This is a genomic window from Enterobacter kobei, from assembly GCF_001729765.1.
Taxonomy (GTDB): Bacteria; Pseudomonadota; Gammaproteobacteria; order Enterobacterales; family Enterobacteriaceae; genus Enterobacter; species Enterobacter kobei.
This window is the reverse complement of sequence record NZ_CP017181.1, coordinates 2,021,236-2,044,020: the sequence shown is the minus strand read 5'-3', so window position 1 is coordinate 2,044,020 and position 22,785 is coordinate 2,021,236. Positions and strand designations below refer to the sequence as shown.

23 protein-coding genes and 2 pseudogenes are annotated in these 22,785 nt (G+C 54.7%); 20 read left to right on the top strand and 5 right to left on the bottom strand.

Annotated elements, in window-relative coordinates:
• Nucleotides 1–8: 8 nt before the first annotated feature.
• From BFV64_RS26055 to add, 8 genes and pseudogenes are all read left to right on the top strand, one after another.
• Complete coding sequence (locus BFV64_RS26055; protein WP_335671938.1) at nucleotides 9–590, top strand: phage N-6-adenine-methyltransferase; 582 nt, start codon at nucleotides 9–11, stop codon at nucleotides 588–590.
• 31 nt (nucleotides 591–621) lie between these two features.
• Nucleotides 622–795: pseudogene (locus BFV64_RS25320) on the top strand (DUF4222 domain-containing protein); the annotation flags it as partial.
• Between the two features lie 9 nt (nucleotides 796–804).
• Entirely contained in the window at nucleotides 805–1,431 is a 627-nt protein-coding gene (locus BFV64_RS09850; RefSeq protein ID WP_069601976.1) for an Eac protein, read from the top strand.
• 29 nt (nucleotides 1,432–1,460) lie between these two features.
• A complete protein-coding gene (locus BFV64_RS09845; RefSeq protein WP_022650951.1) occupies nucleotides 1,461–1,709 on the top strand; it encodes an excisionase family protein in 249 nt (82 codons plus the stop codon).
• A 32-nt stretch (nucleotides 1,710–1,741) separates the two neighbouring features.
• The gene (locus BFV64_RS09840; protein WP_069601975.1) at nucleotides 1,742–3,022 is read left to right on the top strand and encodes a site-specific integrase; all 1,281 of its coding nucleotides are present in this window, start codon (nucleotides 1,742–1,744) and stop codon (nucleotides 3,020–3,022) included.
• A gap of 44 nt (nucleotides 3,023–3,066) precedes the next feature.
• Nucleotides 3,067–4,473: pseudogene (gene malX, locus BFV64_RS09835) on the top strand (maltose/glucose-specific PTS transporter subunit IIBC); the annotation flags it as partial.
• 48 nt (nucleotides 4,474–4,521) lie between these two features.
• Nucleotides 4,522–5,694, top strand: a complete 1,173-nt coding sequence (locus tag BFV64_RS09830) for a MalY/PatB family protein (RefSeq protein ID WP_069601974.1) — start codon at nucleotides 4,522–4,524, stop codon at nucleotides 5,692–5,694.
• 96 nt (nucleotides 5,695–5,790) lie between these two features.
• Nucleotides 5,791–6,792, top strand: coding sequence for an adenosine deaminase (gene add / locus BFV64_RS09825; RefSeq protein ID WP_023332825.1), 1,002 nt, complete (start codon nucleotides 5,791–5,793; stop codon nucleotides 6,790–6,792).
• A 52-nt stretch (nucleotides 6,793–6,844) separates the two neighbouring features.
• On the opposite strand, the gene BFV64_RS09820 is transcribed toward add, so the two are convergent.
• Nucleotides 6,845–7,885, bottom strand: coding sequence for an oxidoreductase (locus BFV64_RS09820; RefSeq protein WP_048996078.1), 1,041 nt, complete (start codon nucleotides 7,883–7,885; stop codon nucleotides 6,845–6,847).
• A gap of 243 nt (nucleotides 7,886–8,128) precedes the next feature.
• Between BFV64_RS09820 and blr the strand changes: the two genes are divergently transcribed.
• From blr to gstA, 12 genes are all read left to right on the top strand, one after another.
• Nucleotides 8,129–8,254, top strand: a complete 126-nt coding sequence (gene blr, locus BFV64_RS09815) for a division septum protein Blr (protein ID WP_168112406.1) — start codon at nucleotides 8,129–8,131, stop codon at nucleotides 8,252–8,254.
• A gap of 231 nt (nucleotides 8,255–8,485) precedes the next feature.
• The gene (ydgT, locus tag BFV64_RS09810; protein ID WP_013096896.1) at nucleotides 8,486–8,701 is read left to right on the top strand and encodes a transcription modulator YdgT; all 216 of its coding nucleotides are present in this window, start codon (nucleotides 8,486–8,488) and stop codon (nucleotides 8,699–8,701) included.
• A gap of 86 nt (nucleotides 8,702–8,787) precedes the next feature.
• A complete protein-coding gene (locus BFV64_RS09805) occupies nucleotides 8,788–9,228 on the top strand; it encodes a DUF2569 domain-containing protein (protein WP_014883582.1) in 441 nt (146 codons plus the stop codon).
• Nucleotides 9,229–9,304: 76 nt separating this feature from the next.
• On the top strand, nucleotides 9,305–9,886 hold the full coding sequence (rsxA, locus tag BFV64_RS09800) for an electron transport complex subunit RsxA (protein ID WP_014883581.1): 582 nt from the start codon (nucleotides 9,305–9,307) through the stop codon (nucleotides 9,884–9,886).
• Complete coding sequence (rsxB, locus tag BFV64_RS09795) at nucleotides 9,886–10,464, top strand: electron transport complex subunit RsxB (protein ID WP_023337191.1); 579 nt, start codon at nucleotides 9,886–9,888, stop codon at nucleotides 10,462–10,464. The genes rsxA and rsxB overlap by 1 nt, the downstream gene beginning before the upstream one ends.
• Entirely contained in the window at nucleotides 10,457–12,574 is a 2,118-nt protein-coding gene (gene rsxC / locus BFV64_RS09790) for an electron transport complex subunit RsxC (RefSeq protein ID WP_045134975.1), read from the top strand. Before rsxB ends, rsxC begins: the two co-directional genes overlap by 8 nt.
• Complete coding sequence (gene rsxD, locus BFV64_RS09785; protein WP_045134974.1) at nucleotides 12,575–13,627, top strand: electron transport complex subunit RsxD; 1,053 nt, start codon at nucleotides 12,575–12,577, stop codon at nucleotides 13,625–13,627.
• A gap of 10 nt (nucleotides 13,628–13,637) precedes the next feature.
• Nucleotides 13,638–14,258, top strand: a complete 621-nt coding sequence (gene rsxG / locus BFV64_RS09780; protein ID WP_058690708.1) for an electron transport complex subunit RsxG — start codon at nucleotides 13,638–13,640, stop codon at nucleotides 14,256–14,258.
• Between the two features lie 2 nt (nucleotides 14,259–14,260).
• Complete coding sequence (locus BFV64_RS09775; protein ID WP_045134972.1) at nucleotides 14,261–14,947, top strand: electron transport complex subunit E; 687 nt, start codon at nucleotides 14,261–14,263, stop codon at nucleotides 14,945–14,947.
• Nucleotides 14,944–15,579, top strand: coding sequence for an endonuclease III (gene nth, locus BFV64_RS09770; RefSeq protein WP_008500570.1), 636 nt, complete (start codon nucleotides 14,944–14,946; stop codon nucleotides 15,577–15,579). The genes BFV64_RS09775 and nth overlap by 4 nt, the downstream gene beginning before the upstream one ends.
• A gap of 605 nt (nucleotides 15,580–16,184) precedes the next feature.
• A complete protein-coding gene (dtpA, locus tag BFV64_RS09765) occupies nucleotides 16,185–17,693 on the top strand; it encodes a dipeptide/tripeptide permease DtpA (RefSeq protein ID WP_069601973.1) in 1,509 nt (502 codons plus the stop codon).
• Nucleotides 17,694–17,798: 105 nt separating this feature from the next.
• The gene (gstA, locus tag BFV64_RS09760) at nucleotides 17,799–18,404 is read left to right on the top strand and encodes a glutathione transferase GstA (protein WP_014883574.1); all 606 of its coding nucleotides are present in this window, start codon (nucleotides 17,799–17,801) and stop codon (nucleotides 18,402–18,404) included.
• Between the two features lie 114 nt (nucleotides 18,405–18,518).
• Here the strand turns inward: gstA and BFV64_RS09755 are convergent, their stop codons facing one another.
• From BFV64_RS09755 to pdxH, 4 genes are all read right to left on the bottom strand, one after another.
• Entirely contained in the window at nucleotides 18,519–19,676 is a 1,158-nt protein-coding gene (locus tag BFV64_RS09755) for a DDE-type integrase/transposase/recombinase (RefSeq protein WP_069601972.1), read from the bottom strand.
• Nucleotides 19,677–19,778: 102 nt separating this feature from the next.
• The gene (gene pdxY, locus BFV64_RS09750) at nucleotides 19,779–20,639 is read right to left on the bottom strand and encodes a pyridoxal kinase PdxY (protein ID WP_045134970.1); all 861 of its coding nucleotides are present in this window, start codon (nucleotides 20,637–20,639) and stop codon (nucleotides 19,779–19,781) included.
• A gap of 66 nt (nucleotides 20,640–20,705) precedes the next feature.
• A complete protein-coding gene (gene tyrS / locus BFV64_RS09745) occupies nucleotides 20,706–21,980 on the bottom strand; it encodes a tyrosine--tRNA ligase (RefSeq protein ID WP_014883572.1) in 1,275 nt (424 codons plus the stop codon).
• 125 nt (nucleotides 21,981–22,105) lie between these two features.
• Nucleotides 22,106–22,762: a pyridoxamine 5'-phosphate oxidase gene (pdxH, locus tag BFV64_RS09740; protein ID WP_008500575.1), complete on the bottom strand. Its 657-nt coding sequence runs from the start codon at nucleotides 22,760–22,762 to the stop codon at nucleotides 22,106–22,108.
• Nucleotides 22,763–22,785: the final 23 nt, after the last annotated feature.

Sequence of the window (22,785 nt, the reverse complement as noted above, 5' to 3'; positions counted from 1 at the left end):
GTGAGCGCATGGCCGCAGCGCTGCCAGCAGAGAAGCTGAACGGTGATTATGGCGGGAGTAAAACACCGCTCGACCAACGCGACCTCTGGCGCACTCCACCAGCCCTCTTCGCTTCCCTTGATGCTGAGTTCTGTTTCCAGTTGGATGCCGCCGCCGCGCCGCATAATGCGCTGTGCCGGAAGTTCATCACCGCCGAGCAGAACACGCTGGAAACGCCCTGGGCTGATTACATGAGTATTCCCGGCTACGTCTGGCTTAACCCTCCATACAGCGACATCACGCCGTTTGTTAAAAAGGCCGCTGCCGAGAGCAACAATCAGATTGGCACGGTCATGCTGGTGCCGGCTGACACTTCGGTTGGCTGGTTTAAGGAAGCTATCCAGACCGCCAGCGAGGTTCGCTTCATCACCGCCGGTCGGCTGGCATTTATCAATCCTGTCACCGGTAAGCCGGTCTCGGGAAATAGCAAAGGATCCATCCTGATTATTTGGCGGCCATACCCCCGCACGCATTGTGAGTTCACTACGGTTGAGCGAGATGTGTTGATGGAGTTTGGTACAAAGCTACTAGCTAGGCGGGAGGCTGCATGACCGAAGGTATTGATCAGCTTATTTATAACGACGAGTTTCCCACGAAGTCATCCACTACATCCGCAACGGCCGCACCTGCATTGCCAGCATGGGCCGCTTTAATCAGGATTTCGAGCCGCTGACCAAAGCAGAGGCCGAGCGGATCGCTGAAGAAATCGAAACAGCAGAACACCTGAAGAAGCTCCGCGCTATGCGTGCGGCATGAGGAGAGATTATGTCAGACCAAAGCAAATTTTATGATTACTACATGGTTGAAGGTGATGATGTTAAGTCGCTTATCAGCTCATACGATGTCATTAACAATCAACGCAACTCAATTCTCCCAGCCGCAGCAGAACTGGTTGGCGCTATAGCATGGACAACAACTCGTAGTTGGGGTGGCGGTGGAGGATTGCTGCAAAGCTTCGTTTGGGAGAAGGGTTATGAGTTCCCATGCACTATGACAATAAAGCGTGAGGACTTTTGGGACGGGAAGCGAGTAGTGATCGCTCGCGGGAAAGGAAACACAAAAGAAGGTCGCGCGTATAACAAAGAGCTTGATGCTGTTATCCATGAAACCAACGCCAAGCTAAAGGCCCTACCTGAGTGGAATGACTACATCACTAATCATTACGGGATTATGCGTACAGGAATAGGCGGTCAATCTGGTCGTGGATTTGGTTTCGCTATGCTTTCGACTTATGGCGGCAAAGCGCCGGCGCGTGATGACTGTCTGGTATTTGCCATCCCCAACAACATCGAAGATCAGCATGGAAATGTGGTAATCCCCGACAACTTCCAAAAGCTCACTTACGGTCAGTTTTACGACATCGTGAATAGCGAGCCTAACGAATCCGCCTGAGGGCGGTTTTTTATTGCCTGGAGAAAACCATGAGCGACATTATTCAGCTGGTACCAAACAAATGGGTCACAGAGGAACTTTTAACTGCGACAACCGGCATGTCAAAGCACATGATTCAGCATGCCCGCCGGTCTACCTGGATGGAGGGAAAGCATTATCGCCATGTTGCCCCTGATATGGCACCTAAGCAAAACAGCCCAATCATGTATAACCGCGATGAGATAAACCACTGGATCGAGCACCAAAGCCCAGCGAAACGCCGGAGAATATCTGCTTAAATGTCCTTTGGCACATCAAACGAGGAATGATTATGGCAGCATACCCAACAGGCGTAGAGGTTCATGGAGAATCGTTACGCATATGGTTCATATATCAGGGGAAGCGTGTCAGGGAAAATCTCGGCGTTCCTGACACGCCGAAAAACAGGAAAATGGCAGGTGAGCTTCGGGCTTCGGTCTGCTTTGCGATAAAGACAGGCACATTCAATTATGCCTCACAATTCCCGGATTCATCGAACTCAGAGAAATTTAGTACCGTCAGAAAGCAAATCTCACTACTTGAACTGAAATCGAAATGGCTTGGCCTTAAGGAGATGGAGCTTAGCCTCGGGACGTTGAGGCGTTACGATTGCCACCTCACAACCACTATCGAAACAATTGGTGAGCACAGGTACATCGGCAGCCTGAACACTGAAGATATCCTTAGTGCCAGGAAGGAGCTACTGAACGGCTGGCAGAAGACCAGGCATGGCCTGAATCATCCACCCAAAAAGGGAAGGAGCGTTCCTACAGTTAATAGCTATATGGCATGTCTTGGCGGGATGCTGGGCTTTGCTTTCAAAAGTGGCTACCTGAAAACCGATCTGATGGCAGGCATCACCCCACTTGCAAAAGAAAGGCCCGTTCCAGATCCTCTTACTTCTGATGAGTATCAGCGAGTGGTTGCGGCCTGCCCAACGCTACAGTTTCAGAATATGGTTATCTTTGCGGTAAATACAGGCGTCAGGCATGGCGAACTAAGCGCGTTAGCCTGGGAGGATGTGGATACCGTTAACTGGACTGTTACGGTGTCACGGAACTATTCCCTGAAGGGTAACTTCACCCTGCCAAAAACCAACGCCGGGATTCGAACCATACAGCTGACCCAGCCAGCAATTGATGCCCTCAAGGCGCAAATGCCACTGACCAGAATGATGGCATCCCACAAGGTAAGCGTCAGCCTACGGGAATACAAAAAAAAGAGAACCGATGAATGCACCTTTATATTCTCCCCGTCGATTACTTCAATGAACGGTAAGAAGACGATGTGCTACGTTCCCGGATCCATTAATTCAGCATGGCGCACTGCCCTGCGTCGTGCAGGCGTCCGGCAAAGACGGTCTTATGAAACAAGAAACACATATGCGTGCTGGGCACTGGTCGCCGGAGCGAACCCAAATTTCGTTGCGCACCAGATGGGACATTCGTCAGCGCAAATGCTATTCACGGTTTACGGCAAATGGATGACCGAGAATAACCATGACCAGGTGGGCATTTTGAACGCATCATTTACTCAAAATGCCCCACTGATGCCCCATAGAAAAACCGCATAACCTTAACTATCTGATTTAAAATATTAATATCACTTCAATCATGATTCATCTGGATGAGTAAAGTCGGCTCCTTCGCATTTAGCTTCCTGCCTGTGATGTTCTGTATCGCTATCCCGCTGGGCCTGGCGCGCGAGAACAAAGGTGTGGCGGCGTTTGCCGGTTTTGTGGGTTACGCAGTGATGAACCTGGCGGTTAACTTCTGGCTGACCGCGAAAGGCATTCTGCCGACAACCGACGCTGCCGTGCTGAAAGCCAATAACATTCAGAGCGTGATTGGTATCCAGTCGATTGATACCGGGATCCTCGGCGCGGTGATCGCCGGGGTGATTATCTGGATGCTGCACGAGCGCTTCCACAATATCCGCCTGCCGGATGCCCTGGCCTTCTTCGGCGGTACCCGCTTTGTACCAATTATTACCCTGGTGGTGATGGGTCTGTTTGGTTTGATCATTCCGCTGATCTGGCCAGTCTTTGCGATGGGCATCAACGGTATTGGCCGCATCATTAACGGCGCGGGCGATTTTGGTCCGATGATCTTCGGTACCGGTGAGCGTCTGCTGCTGCCGTTTGGCCTGCAGCATATCCTGGTCGCCCTGATTCGCTTCACCGAAGCGGGCGGTACCATGGAGGTGTGCGGTCACGATGTGAGCGGCGCGCTGACCATCTTCCAGGCGCAGCTGAGCTGCCCGACCACTCATGGCTTCTCTGAAAGCGCCACCCGCTTCCTGTCTCAGGGTAAAATGCCAGCCTTCCTTGGCGGCCTGCCGGGTGCGGCACTGGCGATGTACCACTGCGCGCGTCCGGAAAACCGCCATAAAATTAAAGGGCTGCTGATCTCCGGCGTGATCGCCTGCGTCGTCGGCGGGACCACTGAGCCTATCGAATTCCTGTTCCTGTTTGTTGCGCCGGTGCTGTATCTCATCCACGCCGTGCTGACCGGTCTGGGCTTTACCGTCATGGCGGTGCTGGGCGTCACCATCGGTAATACCGACGGCAACGTGATTGACTTCGTGGTGTTCGGTATCCTGCATGGTCTTTCCACCAAGTGGTATCTGGTACCGGTCGTGGCGGCCATCTGGTTTGCGGTGTACTACGGCATCTTCCGCTTCGCCATTACCCGCTTCAACCTGAAAACGCCAGGCCGTGATGTTGAAACAGCCACCAGCGTCGAACAGGCGGTTGCAGGAACCGTGGGCAAATCCGGCTATAACACCCCTGCCATTCTGGCGGCGCTGGGCGGTGCGGATAACATTACCTCGCTGGATAACTGCATTACCCGCCTGCGTTTGTCGGTGGCGGATATGTCAAAAGTGGATACCAACGCCCTGAAAGCCAACCGGGCGATCGGCGTGGTACAGTTAAATCAGCACAATTTGCAGGTGGTTATCGGCCCGCAGGTACAGTCGGTGAAAGATGAGCTGGCAACCCTGATGCGAACAGTAGAAGCCTGATGCCCCGCCCCCTCGCTCTGAGGGGGTTTTACTTTAAGGACTCACGTGATGTTTGATTTCTCTACCGTCGTGGATCGTCACGGCACCTGGTGTACACAGTGGGACTACGTCGCCGACCGTTTTGGCGCGCCCGACCTGCTGCCCTTCACCATCTCGGATATGGATTTCGCCACCGCCCCCTGCATTACTGACGCGCTGCATCAGCGCATCAACCACGGCGTGTTTGGCTACAGCCGCTGGAAAAACGATGAATTTCTCGCCGCCGTCGCGCACTGGTTCCGCCAGCGCTTTAACAGCCACATTGATACCGAAACCATCGTGTATGGCCCTTCCGTCATCTACATGGTGTCCGAGCTGATTCGTCTCTGGTCCGCTCCTGGCGACGGCGTGGTGGTGCACACCCCGGCATACGATGCGTTTTACAAAGTCATTGAAGGCAATCGGCGTCATGTGGTGCCGGTTGAGATGGAAAAGCATGCTTCTGGCTGGCTGGGCAATATGGCCGCTCTGGAAGCGGCACTGGCGAAACCGGAAAATAGAATCCTGCTCCTGTGCAGCCCGCAAAACCCAACCGGTAAGGTCTGGACCCGCGAAGAATTGACCCACATGGCAGAGTTGTGCGCGCGCCATAACGTCGCGGTCATCAGCGATGAAATTCATATGGACATGGTGTGGGGTGCGCATCGTCACACGCCGTGGAATGAGGTGGCGCGCGGCAAATGGGCGCTGCTAACCTCCGGCTCGAAAAGCTTTAATATTCCGGCGCTGACGGGCGCTTACGGCCTGATAGGTGAAGAAGAGAGCCGTAACGGCTATCTCAGCGCCTTAAAAGGCCGGGACGGACTCTCTTCCCCCTCCGTACTGGCACTGACGGCGCATATCGCCGCCTACCAGCAGGGAGCGCCGTGGCTGGATGCTCTAAGGCACTATCTCGAAGAAAATCTGCTGTATATCGCGCAGGAATTAAACAGTGCTTTTCCGAAACTGAACTGGCAGCCGCCGGAGGCCACCTATCTGGCCTGGGTTGATCTGCGCCCGCTAAATATTGATGACCGCGCGCTACAAAAAGTACTGATTGAGCACCAAAAAGTGGCCATCATGCCGGGATATACCTACGGAAACGAAGGTAACGGTTTCGTGCGCCTGAACGCAGGCTGCCCGCGCAGCAAGCTGGAACAAGGGGTGAAACGCCTCATTGCCGGGATTAACACGCTCCTGTAATCAGTTTGCGCAACGGAATATTCCCTTGCGCAAATAGCTTTTTACCCCGTTTTGTTTTTATAATATGGCGCACTTTAACCAGAAAAGAGTGCGACCATGATTGATACACGCCTGCCTTTAACTGATATTCATCGTCACCTTGACGGTAACATTCGTGCCCAAACCATCCTCGATCTTGGCCGCCAGTACAATTTAACGCTTCCCGCTCAAACGCTGGAGTCATTGATCCCGCACGTTCAGGTCACCTCTAATGAACCTGACCTCGTCAGCTTCCTGAGCAAACTCGACTGGGGCGTGAAGATGCTGGCCTCGCTGGATGCCTGCCGCCGCGTGGCGTTTGAGAACATTGAAGATGCGGCCCGTAACGGCCTGCACTACGTTGAGCTGCGCTTCTCGCCGGGCTATATGGCGATGACCCACAACCTGCCCGTTGCAGGCGTGGTGGAAGCCGTGATTGAAGGCGTCCGCCAGGGCTGTGAAACCTACGATGTCCAGGCCCGTCTGATTGGTATTATGAGCCGTACGTTTGGCGAAGCGGCCTGCCTGCAGGAGCTGGAGGCGCTGCTGGCCCATCGCGATGCCATCACTGCCGTCGATCTCGCCGGTGATGAACTGGGCTTCCCGGGCAGCCTGTTCCTCTCTCACTTCAACCGCGCACGCGATGCCGGCTGGCACATTACCGTTCATGCGGGTGAAGCGGCAGGTCCGGAAAGTATCTGGCAGGCCATTCGTGAGCTCGGCGCCGAGCGTATCGGTCACGGCGTGAAGGCGGTAGAAGACCGTGCCCTGATGGATTTCCTCGCAGAACAGCGTATCGGGATTGAATCGTGCCTGACGTCCAATATTCAGACCAGCACCGTGGCAACGCTCGCGCAGCACCCGCTGAAAACCTTCCTGGAACACGGCGTGCTGGCCTCGCTGAACACTGACGATCCGGCGGTACAGGGCGTGGATATCATCCACGAATACAATAACGCCGCACCGCAGGCGGGTCTGAGCCGCGAGCAGATCCGTCAGGCGCAGATCAACGGTCTGGAAATTGCGTTCCTGACGCCGGAAGAGAAGCAGGCTCTGCGGAATAAAGTGGCAACAGCGTAAGCCTTTTTGCCGGGTGGCGGCTGCGCCTTACCCGGCCTACAGTATCTGAACCCTATGCCAGACAGAGCGTGGCGCGATGTTTGGCAGATTCGATACCCAGCTCAATCAGCTCCATAATCTGAATCGCCTGGCTGGCCGGAACCGGATTTTCTCCTGTTCCGTTCAACGCATCGCGAATAGCCGCATAATAGGCCGGATAGTTGCCCGGCATCGTCAGCAACGTTTCCTCAACCAGTTCCTCACCTTCAACCCGCGTGACCACGCCGTCGCGCATATCATAGCCCCAGTCTTCCTGAGGCAAACGCTCACCGTTTTTAAGACGGTCTTCCTGTGGATCGAGGCCAAACTTCACATAGCTTCCCCGCGTGCCGTGAATGATATAACGGGCAGATTCCGCGGCCGCGACCATCGTTCCATGCAGCACGATGCGGCGCTGCGGGTAACTTAACACCGCGTGGAAGTAATCGGTCGTCTGCGCCCCGGGTCTGAGCTGGGCCAGATCGACCGTCATGCTCACCGGCAGACCAAACAGGTTGACAGCCTGGTCCAAAAGATGAGGGGCTAAATCGTACCAGATGCCGCTCCCCGGACCGGCCTGCTCCCGCCAGCGGTGTCTTACCTGCGGGCGAAAACGGTCAAAGTGCGATTCAAAAAAGAGGATCTCGCCTAACGTACCTTCGCTGAGTAGCGTTTTTACCGTGAGGAAGTCGCTGTCCCAACGGCGGTTATGAAAAACGGAAAGCAGTCTGCCCAGGCCTTTTGCCAGCGCGTCCAGTTCACGCGCCTGTGACAACGTCACCGTGAAAGGTTTATCAACAATGACGTGCTTTCCTGCTTCCAGCGCGGCTTTTGCCAAGGGGAAATGCGTGTCGTTAGGTGTAGGGATGACAATTAAATCAATATTCGGATCGTTGAAGAGATGTTTTGGCTCAGAGACAACCGGCACGGAAGGCCAGTCGGCATGGACTTTGGTAGCATCGCTACTGGATACTGCTGCCAGCATCATTCCGGGCGTTCCGGCTATCAGAGGTGCGTGAAACGTTTTGCTCGCGTAACCATAACCTATCAGACCGACGCGGATATTATCACTCATAGTGCCGTCCTCTTTTATGACGTTCTTATTTCACACTGGCAAGCCTGGCATAAGCGCAGATTAATAATGTGCCGTATGACTTAAAATAGCAGGTTGTGGCGGTTGTTTTCGTTACATAGTATTAACCTTCTGATTTTGTTTAAGGGAACCGTTCCCAAAGCGCTTGCCGTTGGTGAGGCCTCGCTGTAACATTTGCGCCCTGTATTTATGGATAAAGTACAATTACGAGTCATGACATCAATTATTAATCGAATCATTGAATTAGCGGGATGGATTGTTCTTGGGGTATCGGTCATTTTGCTCGGCGTTGCCAGCCACATCGATAACTACCAGCCGCCGGAGCCTGTCACAGTCGCCCAACCTAAGTAACCGGTTACTGCAATAACGAGTGACATATTATGTCAGTTACGTATTGCCAGCCCAGGTGAACACGGTTAACCTTCTCTTCCAGGCATCGTCTGATGCCTGAATTTCAGCAAAGAAAACTCCTAATTTCGTCGCGTTACCTGAGTGGGCTGTTTACGTCTTTATTAATCCGTTTATTATTCGAACGAATTACCTTAACGGGTATTACTCACTTTTATATGGAAACTTATTAATATGACAGTTCAGGACTATTTATTAAAATTTCGCAAGATCAATTCGCTTGAGAGCCTGGAAAAACTGTTTGACCACCTGAACTACACCCTGTCGGATAATCAGGACATCATCAATATGTATCGCGCCGCCGATCATCGCCGTGCGGAGCTGGTCTCCGGCGGTCGTTTGTTCAACGTCGGTGAAGTGCCTAAGTCTGTCTGGCGTTACGTTTTATAAGAAAGTAGCCATCCGCGCGAAATGTTATATACTCTCCGCCCTGCAAACTGGCTGTACAACATTTCGCGCAGATTATGGGAGAGTTCATGACCGCAACGCCTGGAGAACGCATTGGAGGCTGGTTAATCGCCCCACTGGCATGGCTGCTGGTTGCCTTGTTAAGCGCATCGCTTGCGCTGCTGCTTTATACTACCGCACTGATCACCCCTCACGCTATTCAGACCCTGATGTCGCAAAGTGTGCTTAATATTGCGATGTGGTTTGTGTCCTTCGTTTTCGCGATCGGCATGTGGTACTACACCCTGTGGCTGACCATCGCCTTCTTCAAACGCCGCAAAGGGGTGCCTAAGCACTATATTATCTGGCTGTTAATCTCAGTCCTGCTGGCAGTCAAGGCGTTTGCGTTCTCGCCGGTGTCTGACGCGCTTGCGGTCCGCCAGCTACTTTTCCCGTTACTGGCCGCGGCGCTGCTGGTGCCCTATTTCAAACGGTCGACGCGGGTAAAAAACACCTTCGTGAACCCGTAATAACCTTACAGATAACCTGTTGTCGCCTGACCCGGTTTGTCCGATAATAGGCGGCTTTTTTATTTCAGGCTAAATAATGACCGATTACTTACTGCTCTTTGTCGGCACTGTGCTGGTTAACAACTTCGTTCTGGTGAAGTTCCTTGGCCTGTGCCCGTTTATGGGCGTTTCCAAAAAGCTGGAAACGGCGATGGGCATGGGGCTGGCAACCACCTTCGTCATGACGATGGCATCGATTTGCGCGTGGTTGATAGATACCTGGATCCTCATTCCGCTGGGGTTAATCTACCTCCGTACGCTGGCCTTTATTCTGGTCATTGCCGTTGTTGTGCAATTTACCGAAATGGTGGTGCGTAAAACCAGTCCGGCGCTCTATCGCCTGCTCGGTATCTTCCTGCCGCTGATCACCACCAACTGCGCGGTACTCGGCGTGGCGCTGTTGAACATCAACCTTGGCCATAACTTTATGCAGTCGGCGCTGTACGGTTTTTCCGCCGCCGTCGGTTTCTCGTTCGTAATGGTCCTGTTCGCCTCGATTCGCGAACGTCTGGCCGCTGCGGATATCCCTGCGCCTTTCCGCGGTAACGCGATTGCGCTGGTCACCGCGGGTTTAATGTCTCTGGCCTTTATGGGCTTCAGTGGTCTGGTGAAGTTGTAATGAATGCTATCTGGATTGCCATCGCCTCTATTAGCGTCCTGGGGTTAGCGTTTGGCCTTATCCTCGGTTACGCCTCCCGCCGTTTCGCGGTAGAGGACGATCCCGTTGTAGAAAAAATTGATGAGCTTCTGCCGCAAAGCCAGTGTGGGCAATGCGGCTACCCTGGCTGTCGCCCTTACGCTGAAGCGGTGGGCATTCAGGGTGAGAAAATTAACCGCTGTGCGCCCGGCGGCGAAGCGGTGATGCTGAAAATTGCGGCCCTGCTTAACGTTGACCCACAGCCCGTTGATGGCGATGCGGATGTGCAGGAGCCGGTCCGCGCCCTCGCCGTGATCGACGAGGCGAATTGCATCGGCTGCACTAAATGTATTCAGGCCTGCCCGGTTGACGCCATTGTTGGTGCCACCCGCGCCATGCATACCGTCGTGGCGGATCTGTGCACCGGCTGTAACCTCTGCGTAGCCCCCTGCCCGACGCAATGTATTACGCTACGCCCGGTTGAAGCGACTACCGAAAGCTGGAAGTGGGATCTTCAAACCATTCCGGTTCGCAACATTCCTGTGGAACAACATGCTTAAGTTATTTTCTGCTTTCAGAAAAGAGAAGATCTGGGACTTTGACGGCGGTATTCATCCGCCGGAGATGAAAACCCAGTCTAACGGCACGCCGCTGCGCCAGATTCCGCTGGCGACGCGTTACGTCATGCCGCTCAAGCAGCATATCGGCGCGGAAGGTGAGCTGTGCGTAAAAGAAGGTGATACCGTCCTTCGCGGTCAGCCGCTGACCTTTGGTCGCGGACGTATGCTGCCTGTACACGCCCCAACGTCCGGTAAAGTGATCGCGATTGCCCCTCATACGGTGGCGCATCCGTCGGCACTTTCAGAGCTGAGCGTGATCATTGAAGCCGACGGCGAAGATCGCTGGATCGAACGTGACGGCTGGAGCGACTACCGCAGCCAGAGCCGCGAAGCGCTTATCGAGCGCATTCACCAGTTCGGCGTTGCCGGGCTGGGCGGCGCGGGCTTCCCTACCGGCGTCAAGCTGCGCGGCGGTAGCGATAAAATCCAGACGCTGATTATCAATGCCGCAGAGTGCGAGCCGTATATCACCGCCGACGATCGTCTGATGCAGGATTGCGCCGCTCAGGTAGTGGAAGGCATCCGTATCCTCGCGCATATTTTGCAGCCGCGAGAAGTGCTGATTGGCATCGAAGACAATAAACCGCAGGCTATCTCCATGCTGCGCGCCGTGCTGGCGGGTAGCCATGATATCGCCCTGCGCGTCATTCCGACCAAGTACCCGTCTGGCGGCGCAAAACAGCTGACGCAAATCCTCACCGGGAAGCAAGTGCCGCACGGCGGACGTTCTTCGGATATCGGCGTGCTGATGCAAAACGTCGGCACAGCTTATGCCGTGAAACGTGCGGTAATTGACGGCGAGCCGTTAACCGAACGAGTCGTGACGCTGACTGGCGAATCGGTCTCCCGTCCGGGTAACGTCTGGGCGCGCCTCGGTACGCCGGTGCGTCATTTGCTGGAGCAGGCTGAATTCTGCCCGGGTACCGATCAGATGGTGATCATGGGTGGCCCTCTGATGGGCTTTACCCTGCCATGGCTGGATGTCCCGGTAGTCAAAATCACGAACTGCCTGCTTGCTCCCTCTTCCACCGAGATGGGCGAAGTGCAGGAAGAGAAAGGCTGCATCCGCTGTAGCGCCTGTGCCGATGCCTGTCCGGCGGATCTGCTCCCGCAGCAGCTTTACTGGTACAGCAAAGGCCAGCTACACGATAAAGCCAAAGCGCATAACCTGGCCGACTGCATCGAATGCGGCGCCTGCGCCTGGGTCTGCCCAAGCAATATTCCGCTGGTGCAATACTTCCGCCAGGAGAAAGCCGAAATTTATGCCATCTCCATGGAAGAAAAACGTGCAGCAGAAGCCAAAGCGCGCTTTGAAGCACGTCAGGCGCGGCTGGAACGTGAAAAAGCGGCCCGTCAGGAGCGGCATAAGCAGGCCGCCGTCCAGCCTGGCGAAAAAGATCAGGATGCAATTAACGCCGCCCTGGCACGCGTTCGCGAGAAAAAAGCCAATGCTGCCCAGACGGTGGTGATCCCTGCAGGTGAGAAGCCTGACAACAGTGAAGCCATCGCCGCGCGTGAAGCACGCAAGGCTGCGGCTCGCGCACGTCAGGCAGAAAAAGCGCAAACAGCGCAACCGGATGGGGAGGTCGATCCACGCAAAGCCGCTGTCGAGGCGGCGATTGCCCGTGCCAAAGCCCGTAAGGCCGGGGATCAGCAGGTGATGGTTGAACAGGACGCGGTCGATCCGCGTAAAGCCGCTGTTGAAGCCACGATTGCCCGCGCCAAAGCGCGTCAAGCAGCGCAGCAGGCACCTGCAGCAGAACCAGAAGCACCGGTTGATCCGCGTAAAGCCGCTGTTGAAGCCGCGATTGCCCGCGCCAAAGCGCGTAAAGCGGCGCAGCAGGCACCTGCAGCAGAACCAGAAGCACCGGTTGACCCGCGTAAAGCTGCCGTTGAAGCGGCGATAGCCCGCGCCAAAGCGCGTAAAGCAGCGCAGCAGGAAGAGCAGCCGCAGGCCGCTAACGATGACCCGCGCAAGGCCGCCGTCGCTGCCGCGATTGCGCGCGTTCAGGCGAAGAAAGCCGCACAGCAAGCCGTTAACGAGGATTAAATGGTTTTCAGAATCGCAAGTTCCCCTTACACCCATAATCAGCGTCAGACATCGCGTATTATGATGCTGGTTTGCCTGGCCGCGCTGCCGGGCATTGCCGTTCAGTGCTGGTTTTTCGGCTGGGGAACCCTGTTCCAGATAGCCCTGGGCTGTATCAGCGCCGTAGCGGCAGAGGCGCTGGTGCTGAAGCTTCGCAAGATGACGGTCTCCCGCATTATTGCCGACAACTCCGCGCTGCTGACCGGCCTGCTGCTGGCCATCAGTATTCCGCCGTTTGCCCCGTGGTGGATGGTCGTCCTCGGTACCGTTTTTGCCGTGATTATTGCCAAACAGCTGTATGGCGGGCTCGGCCATAACCCGTTTAACCCGGCGATGATCGGCTATGTGGTGCTGCTGATCTCCTTCCCGGTACAGATGACCAGTTGGCTGCCACCGCATGACATTGCCGCCACGGTGCCAGGCTTTATGGATGCCCTGCACGTGATCTTTACCGGCCATACGGCGCTCGGCGCGGATATGAACGCGCTGCGTATGGGCGTGGACGGCATCAGCCAGGCGACGCCGCTCGATACGTTCAAAACGTCCCTGCATGCCGGGCACAGCGTCGAGCAAATCATGAAATCCGCCATCTACAGCGGTATGCTCGCGGGCGCAGGCTGGCAGTGGGTTAACCTGGCGTATCTGCTGGGTGGCCTGTTCCTGCTGCAGCAGAAGGCCATCCGCTGGCATATTCCGGTCAGCTTCCTCGTGACGCTGGCGGTTTGTGCCACCCTTGGCTGGGTCTTCTCCCCTGAGTCGCTGGCCAGCCCGCAGATGCATTTGCTCTCCGGTGCAACGATGCTGGGCGCGTTCTTTATCCTGACCGATCCGGTGACGGCGTCTACGACTAACCGTGGCCGCTTAATCTTCGGTGCGCTGGCAGGACTGCTGGTCTGGCTCATCCGTAGCTTTGGCGGTTATCCGGACGGGGTGGCGTTTGCCGTCCTGCTCGCCAACATCACCGTTCCACTCATCGACTATTACACGCGCCCGCGCGTGTACGGCCATCGTTAAGGGTGTCGCGATGCTGAAAACAATGCAAAAACATGGCGTCACGCTGGCCGTTTTCGCCGCCGTACTCACCGGAATGACGGCGCTGGTGAATGAGCTGACCAAATCGACCATTGATGAACAGGCGGTGAAGCAGCAAAAAGCGCTGTTCGATCAGGTGATCCCGTCGGATTTTTACGATAATGACCTGCAAAAGAGCTGCTTCGTGGTAGACGCGCCGCAGCTTGGAAAAGGCCCACACCGCCTGTTTATCGCCCGCAAAGGGGATAAACCGGTCGGCGCGGTAATGGAGGCGACGGCGCCCGACGGCTATTCCGGCGCCATTCAGCTGCTCGTCGGCAGCGATTTCTCCGGCACCATACTGGGCACCCGCGTGACGCAACATCATGAAACGCCGGGTCTGGGCGATAAAATTGAAACCCGTCTGAGCGACTGGATTTTGCACTTTGCCGGTAAAGTGATCCATGGTGAAGATGACACCGCGTTTGCGGTGAAAAAAGACGGCGGCGAGTTTGACCAGTTCACGGGCGCGACCATCACGCCGCGCGCGGTGGTGAACGCCGTAAAACGGGCCGGGCTGTATGCTGAAACGCTACCCGCGCAAATCAACAATCTTCCGGCCTGTGGAGAGTGATCATGAACCAGGTTAAAGAGGTTATTGTCCAGGGACTGTGGAAGAACAACTCCGCGCTGGTTCAGCTGCTGGGGATGTGCCCACTGCTGGCCGTGACGTCAACGGCCACCAATGCGCTCGGTCTCGGTCTGGCAACGACGCTGGTGCTGACCCTGACAAACCTTTCCATCTCCGCCCTGCGCCGCTGGACCCCGTCGGAAATCCGTATTCCGATTTACGTTATGATCATTGCGTCGGTGGTCAGTATCGTCCAGATGCTGATTAATGCCTACGCCTTCGGTCTGTATCAGTCGCTCGGAATTTTTATCCCTCTGATCGTGACTAACTGTATTGTGGTCGGCCGTGCGGAAGCCTTCGCCGTGAAAAACAGTCCGGCCATGTCGGCGCTGGATGGTTTTTCGATTGGTATGGGTGCGACCGGTGCGATGTTCGTGCTCGGCTCACTGCGCGAGATCCTCGGCAACGGGACGCTGTTTGACGGTGCCGATGCGCTGCTGGGCGGCTGGGCCAAATCGCTACGTATCGAGGTGTTCCATACCGATACGCCATTCCTGCTGGCGATGCTGCCACCTGGCGCGTTTATTGGCCTTGGCATGATGCTGGCAGTAAAATACCTGATTGATGAAAAACGTAAGCGCCGCGCAGCAGAGCGTAGCGTCCAGGAAGGGATACCCGAGAAGGCCTCATGAATAAAGAAAAGCGCATTGCGATCCTGACCCGTCTGCGGGACGAGAACCCGCATCCGACGACGGAGCTGAATTTTACCTCCCCGTTTGAGCTGCTGATCGCCGTGTTGCTCTCTGCACAGGCTACCGATGTGAGCGTCAATAAAGCGACCGCCCTGCTCTATCCGGTCGCTAACACGCCAAAAGCGATGCTGGAGCTCGGCGTGGAAGGCGTGAAGTCTTATATCAAAACCATCGGATTGTTTAACAGCAAAGCAGAGAATGTGATTAAAACCTGCCGGATCTTGCTGGAACAGCACGGCGGTGAGGTGCCGGAAGACCGCGCAGCGCTGGAAGCGTTGCCGGGTGTAGGACGCAAAACCGCGAACGTGGTGCTTAATACGGCGTTCGGCTGGCCGACGATCGCCGTGGATACGCATATCTTCCGAGTTTCTAACCGCACCAACTTCGCCCCCGGTAAAAACGTTGAGCAGGTTGAAGAGAAGCTGTTAAAAGTGGTGCCCGCCGAATTCAAGGTTGACTGCCATCACTGGCTGATTTTGCACGGCCGTTATACCTGCATCGCCCGTAAACCTCGTTGCGGCTCCTGCATTATTGAAGACCTCTGCGAATACAAAGAAAAAGTTTATCCCTGAATTGCTGGTCTGAACAATCGCAATCCCACATCAGGAGAAGGCCTTCCAAACGTCCCTCTCCTGACCATAAATCATCCGCCTCTTGCCCCTGCTGACTTATCACTTGTTCGGCGCGTTAACGCTCAAACAGGTTAATACTTTTTTCATAGCCAAAAATTTCTATACATCTGTGATCGCGATCACTCTGATAACTTCATGTTGATTTTTTGTTGTCAAAATCATCCCAAAGCCTTTGCCAGACAAGATATAACCGATCAGAACCGGAAGATAAGACCAGCTATTTTTCAGAATATGGGCTATATCACTGCCACAAACGGCAAATAGCAGAACATATCGCCAAAAGCCGATCGGAGAGGGGGAATACCAGTTGAAAAAACTACCTTTACTCACCGTATGAAATTTAACGCTGAATAACATTTGCATGAACCGACGATTATACCACCCCAGATAAATGTAACAGATTATTACAAACGTATTGCCAGACGGGTCAGGATAGTGAACATTACCCGCCGTTTCTCCTCCCAATATAACTATAAGGCGGATGGACTACGGCCATCACGCTATGAACACCCCCGTTAATATGGGATGTAAAAAAAGAGGTATATGTGTCGACTGCAAACAATAAACCAACAGATGAAAGCGTGAGTCTTAACGCTTTTAAACAACCGAAAGCGTTTTATCTCATCTTCTCTATCGAGTTATGGGAGCGTTTTGGTTACTACGGCCTGCAAGGGATCATGGCGGTTTACCTGGTAAAACAGCTGGGTATGTCCGAAGCCGATTCCATCACGCTGTTCTCCTCCTTCAGTGCCCTCGTATACGGCCTGGTTGCTATCGGCGGCTGGCTGGGTGATAAAGTTCTCGGCACCAAACGTGTCATCATGCTGGGCGCCATTGTTCTGGCGATTGGCTATGGGCTGGTCGCATGGTCTGGTCATGACGCCGCAGTGGTGTATATGGGTATGGCGACCATTGCTGTCGGTAACGGATTGTTTAAAGCGAACCCGTCTTCCCTGCTCTCTACCTGTTACAGCAAAGATGACCCACGTCTGGACGGTGCATTCACCATGTACTACATGTCCATCAACATCGGTTCATTCTTCTCCATGCTGGCAACACCATGGCTGGCCGCTAAATTCGGCTGGAGCGTGGCGTTTGCGCTGAGCTTTGTGGGCATGCTGATCACCGTAGTGAACTTCTTGTTCTGCCGCAGCTGGGTCAAAGACTACGGTTCAAAACCCGATTTCGAACCCGTCCATATGGGTAAACTGCTGGCGACCATCGTGGGCGTTGTGATTCTGGCGGTAATCGCCACCTGGCTGCTGCACAACCAGGGTATCGCACGTGCGGTGCTGGGCGTGGTTGCGCTGGGTATCGTGGTCATCTTCGCGAAAGAAGCGTTCGCGATGCAGGGTGCTGCGCGCCGTAAGATGATTGTGGCCTTCATTCTGATGCTGGAAGCGATTATCTTCTTCGTACTGTACAGCCAGATGCCAACCTCTCTGAACTTCTTCGCCATTCGTAACGTTGAGCACTCTATCCTGGGTATCGCGTTTGAGCCGGAGCAGTATCAGGCACTGAACCCGTTCTGGATTATGATTGGCAGCCCGATTCTGGCAGCTATCTATAACAAGATGGGCGACCGTCTGCCAATGCCGCACAAGTTTGCGATTGGTATGGTGCTGTGCTCCGGTGCGTTCCTGGTGCTGCCGCTGGGTACGAAATTTGCGACCGACGCCGGTATCGTCTCCGTAAACTGGCTGATTCTGAGCTATGCGCTGCAGTCTATCGGCGAACTGATGATCTCCGGTCTGGGCCTGGCAATGGTGGCACAGCTGGTTCCACAGCGTCTGATGGGCTTCATTATGGGTAGCTGGTTCCTGACCACTGCCGGTGCAGCAATTATCGCAGGTAAGATTGCGAACCTGATGGCCGTGCCGGAAAACGTCACTGACCCACTGGTCTCCCTGAATGTCTACGGCACCGTGTTCATGCAGATTGGTATCGCGACAGCGGTGATTGCAGTTCTGATGCTGCTGACCGCGCCGAAACTGAATCGTATGACTCAGGACGACGACAAGACGGCCAAGGCAAGCGAAACCGCGACTGCGTAAGATTATTGAGAAACGACTGTTGAGAAGCCGCTAATGCATTAGCGGCTTTTTTTTTGCCTGTTAGCGCACTAACATAGCTGAAACCTCAGCAAAAAGGAGTTACCGATGAAACTGTTCTACAAACCGGGCGCGTGCTCTCTTGCTTCCCATATCACCCTGCGCGAGAGCGGCAAAGATTTCACGCTCGATGGCGTTGATCTGATGAAAAAGCGTCTGGAGAATGGCGATGATTTCCTTGCCATTAACCCGAAGGGACAAGTTCCAGCGCTGTTGCTGGATGACGGAACTCTGCTGACAGAAGGCGTTGCCATCATGCAATTCCTGGCGGACAACGTACCGGATCGCCAGCTTCTTGCCCCCACCGGCAGCATTGCACGCTATAAGACCCTGGAGTGGTTAAACTATATCGCTACCGAGTTACATAAAGGCTTTACTCCCCTGTTCCGCCCGGATACGCCGGAAGAGTACAAACCGACCCTGCGCGCGCTTCTTGAGAAAAAGCTGCAGTATGTAAACGCGTCGCTGAAAGACGATCAGTGGATTTGTGGTTCCCGTTTCACGATTGCCGATGCCTATCTGTTTACCGTGCTGCGCTGGGCACGGGCGGTTAAGCTCAATATGGAAGGGTTAGACCATATTACATCGTATATGACCCGTATGGCGGAGCGTCCTGCGGTGGCTGCGGCGCTGAAAGCGGAAGGTCTTAGCTAATATCGCCCGGCGGCGCTTCGCTTGCACGGGCCTACGGATTTTGTAGGCCGGGTAAGCGCAGTGTATGACCGGATACATAGGTGACAGATCAGACCGGGAACATAGGTAACACTTTTAGTCTATCCGGAGCACACTCTGGGTTTTTCGGTCGTAGTACGCAAGCGTTATCCCATTAAAGATGATGGCCTCAAGGCCATCAGCTTGTTCTTCCAGCATGATGTACTCCCCAGTCAGTGCTTCACTCAGGAACACCGTACCCTTTTTTCCCATATAGAGGGTCCCCCTCGATTTCACCCTGTAGACTGTACCTCCTTCCGGATAAGCATATTCAGGAACACGGCCATCCCAGTGTCGGTTTGAGGGTTGCCATACCGTTCCGGGCGTTGCTCCCGCCAGTGCTTCATGCGGCCTTTCGTAGTTAAATTCTTTCCGGTAGTCACTGAACCACCGCTGTTGTTCTTCCATCGTCATGAAGGTGTTGCCCTGTTTCACCGCACTTTTCAGGGAGCGGTGCATTCGCTCATGGCGGCCATTTTCTTCCGGATGCCCCTTTCTGATACGCTCCGGCCTGATGCCCAGCTTGATTAGCCAGACGGCAAGACGACTTAATCCGGCTATTCCTGTTCCCGCGAAGGGCTGGCCGTTATCGGTTCTAAGCACTTCCGGCAGACCATATTCCAGGAACGCATCCGTCAGGCACTCTCTGACAAAGGGTTCACTCTCACGGTGTGTTCCCCGGCAGCTGAGCAGATACCGGCTGTGATTATCGGTCAGGGTGAAAGGATGGCAGTACTCTCTGCTGAGCAGCCTGAACTTGCCTTTAAAATCAGCGCTCCAGACCTGATTGTTCTCACTGATGATGGTCAGGGGCTGGCGATTGCCTGGTGTTCTGCGTTTTCGTTTTTTATCCGGAACCAGGCCTTCGCGCTTGAGGATATCGCCGATAGTGCTGGCGGCAGGTACGGTAAAATCGACGTGATGATTGAGCAACCACATCCGCAGTTTTTTTGGCCCCCAGTCAGGGTGTTTTTGACGCAGGGCAGTCAGGTGTCCGGCGATATCATCAGGAACCGTCCGGGAGTGGGAGCGTGGCGCACGCGACCGGTCCGAGAGAGATGACAGGTCAGAAGGGTCAAAACGCTGAAGCCATTTATAGCCGGTTTTACGGCTGATGCCAAAAAGACGGCAAAGCGCGGAGAAGGAGTCCGTACCTGCATGGCAGGCACGGATAAAATCAAGGCGTTGCATAGGTCGGGTCTCAGTCCAGGGCATAGCGAGTCTCCTCTTCTATGCCAGTTATAACTGTTACCCATGTATCCGGTCTAAAGTGTTACCCATGTTTCCGGTTCATACCGCAGCGCCACCCGGCATCGTTTAAAGCCGGGTGGCGCTGAAATAGTGCTCCGGCTTCGCAATACGATCCTGTGCCGCGACTACCTGAAGTTCATATTCCTGCATCTCTTTCGTCGCAATCATGATTTCGTACACCGCCGCAGTCACATGCTCAAGCGCGTCTCTGACCGTTGCACCCTGCAGCAGTTTCACCAGCAGTAGACCGCTGGTCACATCCCCCACTCCCACTGGCTGACGCAGGCTAAAATCCACCAGCGGACGGCTAATATGCCAGGCGTCATCTTTCGTCACCAGCAGCATCTCAAAACGCGACTGGCTCAGCCCGGCGCGGGCGAGATGTTTTACCAGTACAATCTCTGGCCCCTGGGCTATCAGCTCGCGAGACGCGCTTACCGCCTCTTCTACGCTGTTAACCGGGTGCTCACAGAGGATCTCCAGCTCAATAAGGTTTGGCGCAATGATATCGCTGGCAGGCAGCGCATGGCGAACGTGAAACTCTGCAACACCGGGCGCTACGATACAGCCTTTCTCCGGGTGTCCCATGACGGGGTCGCAGAAGTATTTTGCCGCCGGGTTCGCTGCTTTCACCTGACGCACAATGCCAAGGATGTGCTCCCCCTGCTCGGCTGAGCCCAGATAACCGCTCAGAACGGCGTCACAGCGTTTGAGCTGGTCAATATCCGCAATGCCCTGAACCACCTCGGTGAGGTGCGAGGGCGGCATCACGCAGCCGGCCCATTTACCATACTGCGTGTGGTTGGAAAACTGCACGGTGTTGAGGGGCCAGACGTTAGCACCGAGGCGGCGCATCGGGAATTCCGCTGCACTGTTGCCCGCATGGCCAAAAACAACGTGGGACTGAATGGCGAGGATGTTCTTCATCTTTTTCTTACCAAACCCTGAAAAAACAAAAAGGGCGTGGTTTCCCACGCCCCTGGAGACTGTTAATTATTTCCAGCAAACAAGGCAGTAATTTTTCTTACCGCGGCGCAGCAGCGTGTAGCGTCCATACAGACGGTCGCCGTCAACGAAGGTGTATTCCGGGTCAGCCTGTTTCTCACCGTTGATGGTGATCGCGTTAGACGCGATGGTTTTACGCGCCTGTCCGCGAGACGGCTGCAGCTCGGAGTCCACCAGCGCCTGCATCAGGTCAGCCCCTTTTTCCATCTCAACCATCGGCACACCGTCCTGCGCCAGCTGTTCGAAGTCCGCTTCGCTCAGATCGCTCAGCGTACCGTTGAACAGGCTTGCCGTAATGCGTTTCGCCGCCGCCAGACCTTCTTCACCGTGAACCAGTTTGGTCACTTCATCGGCCAGCACATACTGTGCACGCGGTGCTTTACCGCTGTTTTTGTCTTCTTCTTCCAGCGCGTTGATGTCTGCAATATCCATGAAGGTGAAGAACTTCAGGAAGCGGTAAACATCGGCGTCCGCCGTGTTGATCCAGAACTGGTAGAATTTGTACGGACTGGTTTTCTTCGGATCCAGCCACACCGCGCCGCCTTCCGTTTTACCGAATTTGGTGCCATCTGCTTTGGTGATCAGTGGAACCGTCAGGCCGAAGACCTGGTTCTGGTGCAGGCGACGGGTCAGGTCGATACCGGACGTGATGTTACCCCACTGGTCAGAACCACCAATCTGCAGGGAAACGCCATGCAGTTTGTTCAGGCAAGCAAAGTCATAGCCCTGCAGCAGGTTATAGGAGAACTCGGTAAAGGAGATACCCTGATCGTCACGGTTCAGGCGCTGCTTCACCGCTTCTTTGTTAATCATCTGGTTAACAGAGAAGTGCTTGCCAATATCACGCAGGAAGGTCAGCACGTTCATGCTGCCAAACCAGTCATAGTTGTTGGCAGCAATGGCAGCGTTATCGCCGCAGTTGAAGTCAAGGAACGGTGCAACCTGTTTGCGGATCTTATCCACCCACTCCTGCACGGTATCTTCGGTATTCAGTTTACGCTCAGCGGCTTTAAAGCTTGGGTCACCAATCAGACCGGTTGCACCACCCACCAGAGCAACAGGCTTATGGCCCGCCATCTGGAAGCGTTTCAGGCATAACAATGGAACAAGATGCCCCAAATGCAAGCTGTCAGCGGTGGGATCGAAGCCGCAATAGAGCGCGATCGGGCCTTGCGCCAGTCGCTCTGCTAACGCTTCCTCGTCCGTCACCTGGGCCACGAGGCCCCGCTCTTGCAATTGTTTAATCAAGTTACTGCTTGCCATCAAATTCTCCATGTATAAACGACTGCACCTTTGCCGGTACACGACTTTTCGCCTGATGCGAAAGGACCATAGAATAAAGCGCAAGCGCGGTGTGCGCTAGCGCTTAAATCAACAAATTTCGGGGATTACGGTGCCAGTCTGTCGATTTTCCAGCCGCCGTTCTCGCGCTGGTATAAAAAGCGGTCGTGCAGGCGATGTTCACCGCCCTGCCAGAACTCAATCTGCTCAATCGGGATGCGGAAGCCGCCCCAGAAGCTTGGCAGTGGGATTTCCCCCTGCTGGAACTTCTGTTTCAGTTCCAGGAACTTGCTCTCCAGGACACCGCGTGCAGAGATTCGGCTGGACTGTTTTGAAACCCAGGCACCAATCTGGCTGTCACGCGGACGGCTGTGGAAATATTTCACCACCTCAAGGGTCGAGAGACGTTCCGCTTTGCCGGTGACCATGACCTGACGTTCCAGCATGTGCCATGGGAACAGCAGGCTGATGCGCGGATTGTTTTCTAAATGGTGCGCTTTGCGGCTGCCGAGGTTGGTATAAAACACCAGCCCTTTCTCATCATAATGCTTGAGCAGGACGATGCGCTGATACGGTTGACCGTTTTCATCTACCGTTGCGACAACCATGGCCGTTGGGTCGGCCAGTTTCGCTTCACAGGCCTGTTTCAGCCAGCGTTCAAAAAGCACGAGGGGTTCAGCGGGAAGATCCTGGCGACGCAGGCCGCCTTTGGTGTATTCACGGCGCAGATGCGCAATTTGCTGCAGTTCGTCGTTATCTGACATGGCGTTAGCTGACGTTGAGATTG

Coding starts and splice junctions, on each gene's coding strand:
- BFV64_RS09755 (WP_069601972.1), bottom strand. CDS start 19,676: ATGCCCTGGACTGAGACCCGACCTATGCAACGCCTTGATTTTATCCGT.
- BFV64_RS26055 (WP_335671938.1), top strand. CDS start 9: ATGGCCGCAGCGCTGCCAGCAGAGAAGCTGAACGGTGATTATGGCGGG.
- BFV64_RS09775 (WP_045134972.1), top strand. CDS start 14,261: ATGAACCAGGTTAAAGAGGTTATTGTCCAGGGACTGTGGAAGAACAAC.
- rsxG (WP_058690708.1), top strand. CDS start 13,638: ATGCTGAAAACAATGCAAAAACATGGCGTCACGCTGGCCGTTTTCGCC.
- rsxD (WP_045134974.1), top strand. CDS start 12,575: ATGGTTTTCAGAATCGCAAGTTCCCCTTACACCCATAATCAGCGTCAG.
- pdxH (WP_008500575.1), bottom strand. CDS start 22,762: ATGTCAGATAACGACGAACTGCAGCAAATTGCGCATCTGCGCCGTGAA.
- gstA (WP_014883574.1), top strand. CDS start 17,799: ATGAAACTGTTCTACAAACCGGGCGCGTGCTCTCTTGCTTCCCATATC.
- pdxY (WP_045134970.1), bottom strand. CDS start 20,639: ATGAAGAACATCCTCGCCATTCAGTCCCACGTTGTTTTTGGCCATGCG.
- tyrS (WP_014883572.1), bottom strand. CDS start 21,980: ATGGCAAGCAGTAACTTGATTAAACAATTGCAAGAGCGGGGCCTCGTG.
- nth (WP_008500570.1), top strand. CDS start 14,944: ATGAATAAAGAAAAGCGCATTGCGATCCTGACCCGTCTGCGGGACGAG.
- BFV64_RS09850 (WP_069601976.1), top strand. CDS start 805: ATGTCAGACCAAAGCAAATTTTATGATTACTACATGGTTGAAGGTGAT.
- BFV64_RS09845 (WP_022650951.1), top strand. CDS start 1,461: ATGAGCGACATTATTCAGCTGGTACCAAACAAATGGGTCACAGAGGAA.
- ydgT (WP_013096896.1), top strand. CDS start 8,486: ATGACAGTTCAGGACTATTTATTAAAATTTCGCAAGATCAATTCGCTT.
- add (WP_023332825.1), top strand. CDS start 5,791: ATGATTGATACACGCCTGCCTTTAACTGATATTCATCGTCACCTTGAC.
- rsxA (WP_014883581.1), top strand. CDS start 9,305: ATGACCGATTACTTACTGCTCTTTGTCGGCACTGTGCTGGTTAACAAC.
- BFV64_RS09820 (WP_048996078.1), bottom strand. CDS start 7,885: ATGAGTGATAATATCCGCGTCGGTCTGATAGGTTATGGTTACGCGAGC.
- BFV64_RS09805 (WP_014883582.1), top strand. CDS start 8,788: ATGACCGCAACGCCTGGAGAACGCATTGGAGGCTGGTTAATCGCCCCA.
- rsxB (WP_023337191.1), top strand. CDS start 9,886: ATGAATGCTATCTGGATTGCCATCGCCTCTATTAGCGTCCTGGGGTTA.
- BFV64_RS09840 (WP_069601975.1), top strand. CDS start 1,742: ATGGCAGCATACCCAACAGGCGTAGAGGTTCATGGAGAATCGTTACGC.
- BFV64_RS09830 (WP_069601974.1), top strand. CDS start 4,522: ATGTTTGATTTCTCTACCGTCGTGGATCGTCACGGCACCTGGTGTACA.
- rsxC (WP_045134975.1), top strand. CDS start 10,457: ATGCTTAAGTTATTTTCTGCTTTCAGAAAAGAGAAGATCTGGGACTTT.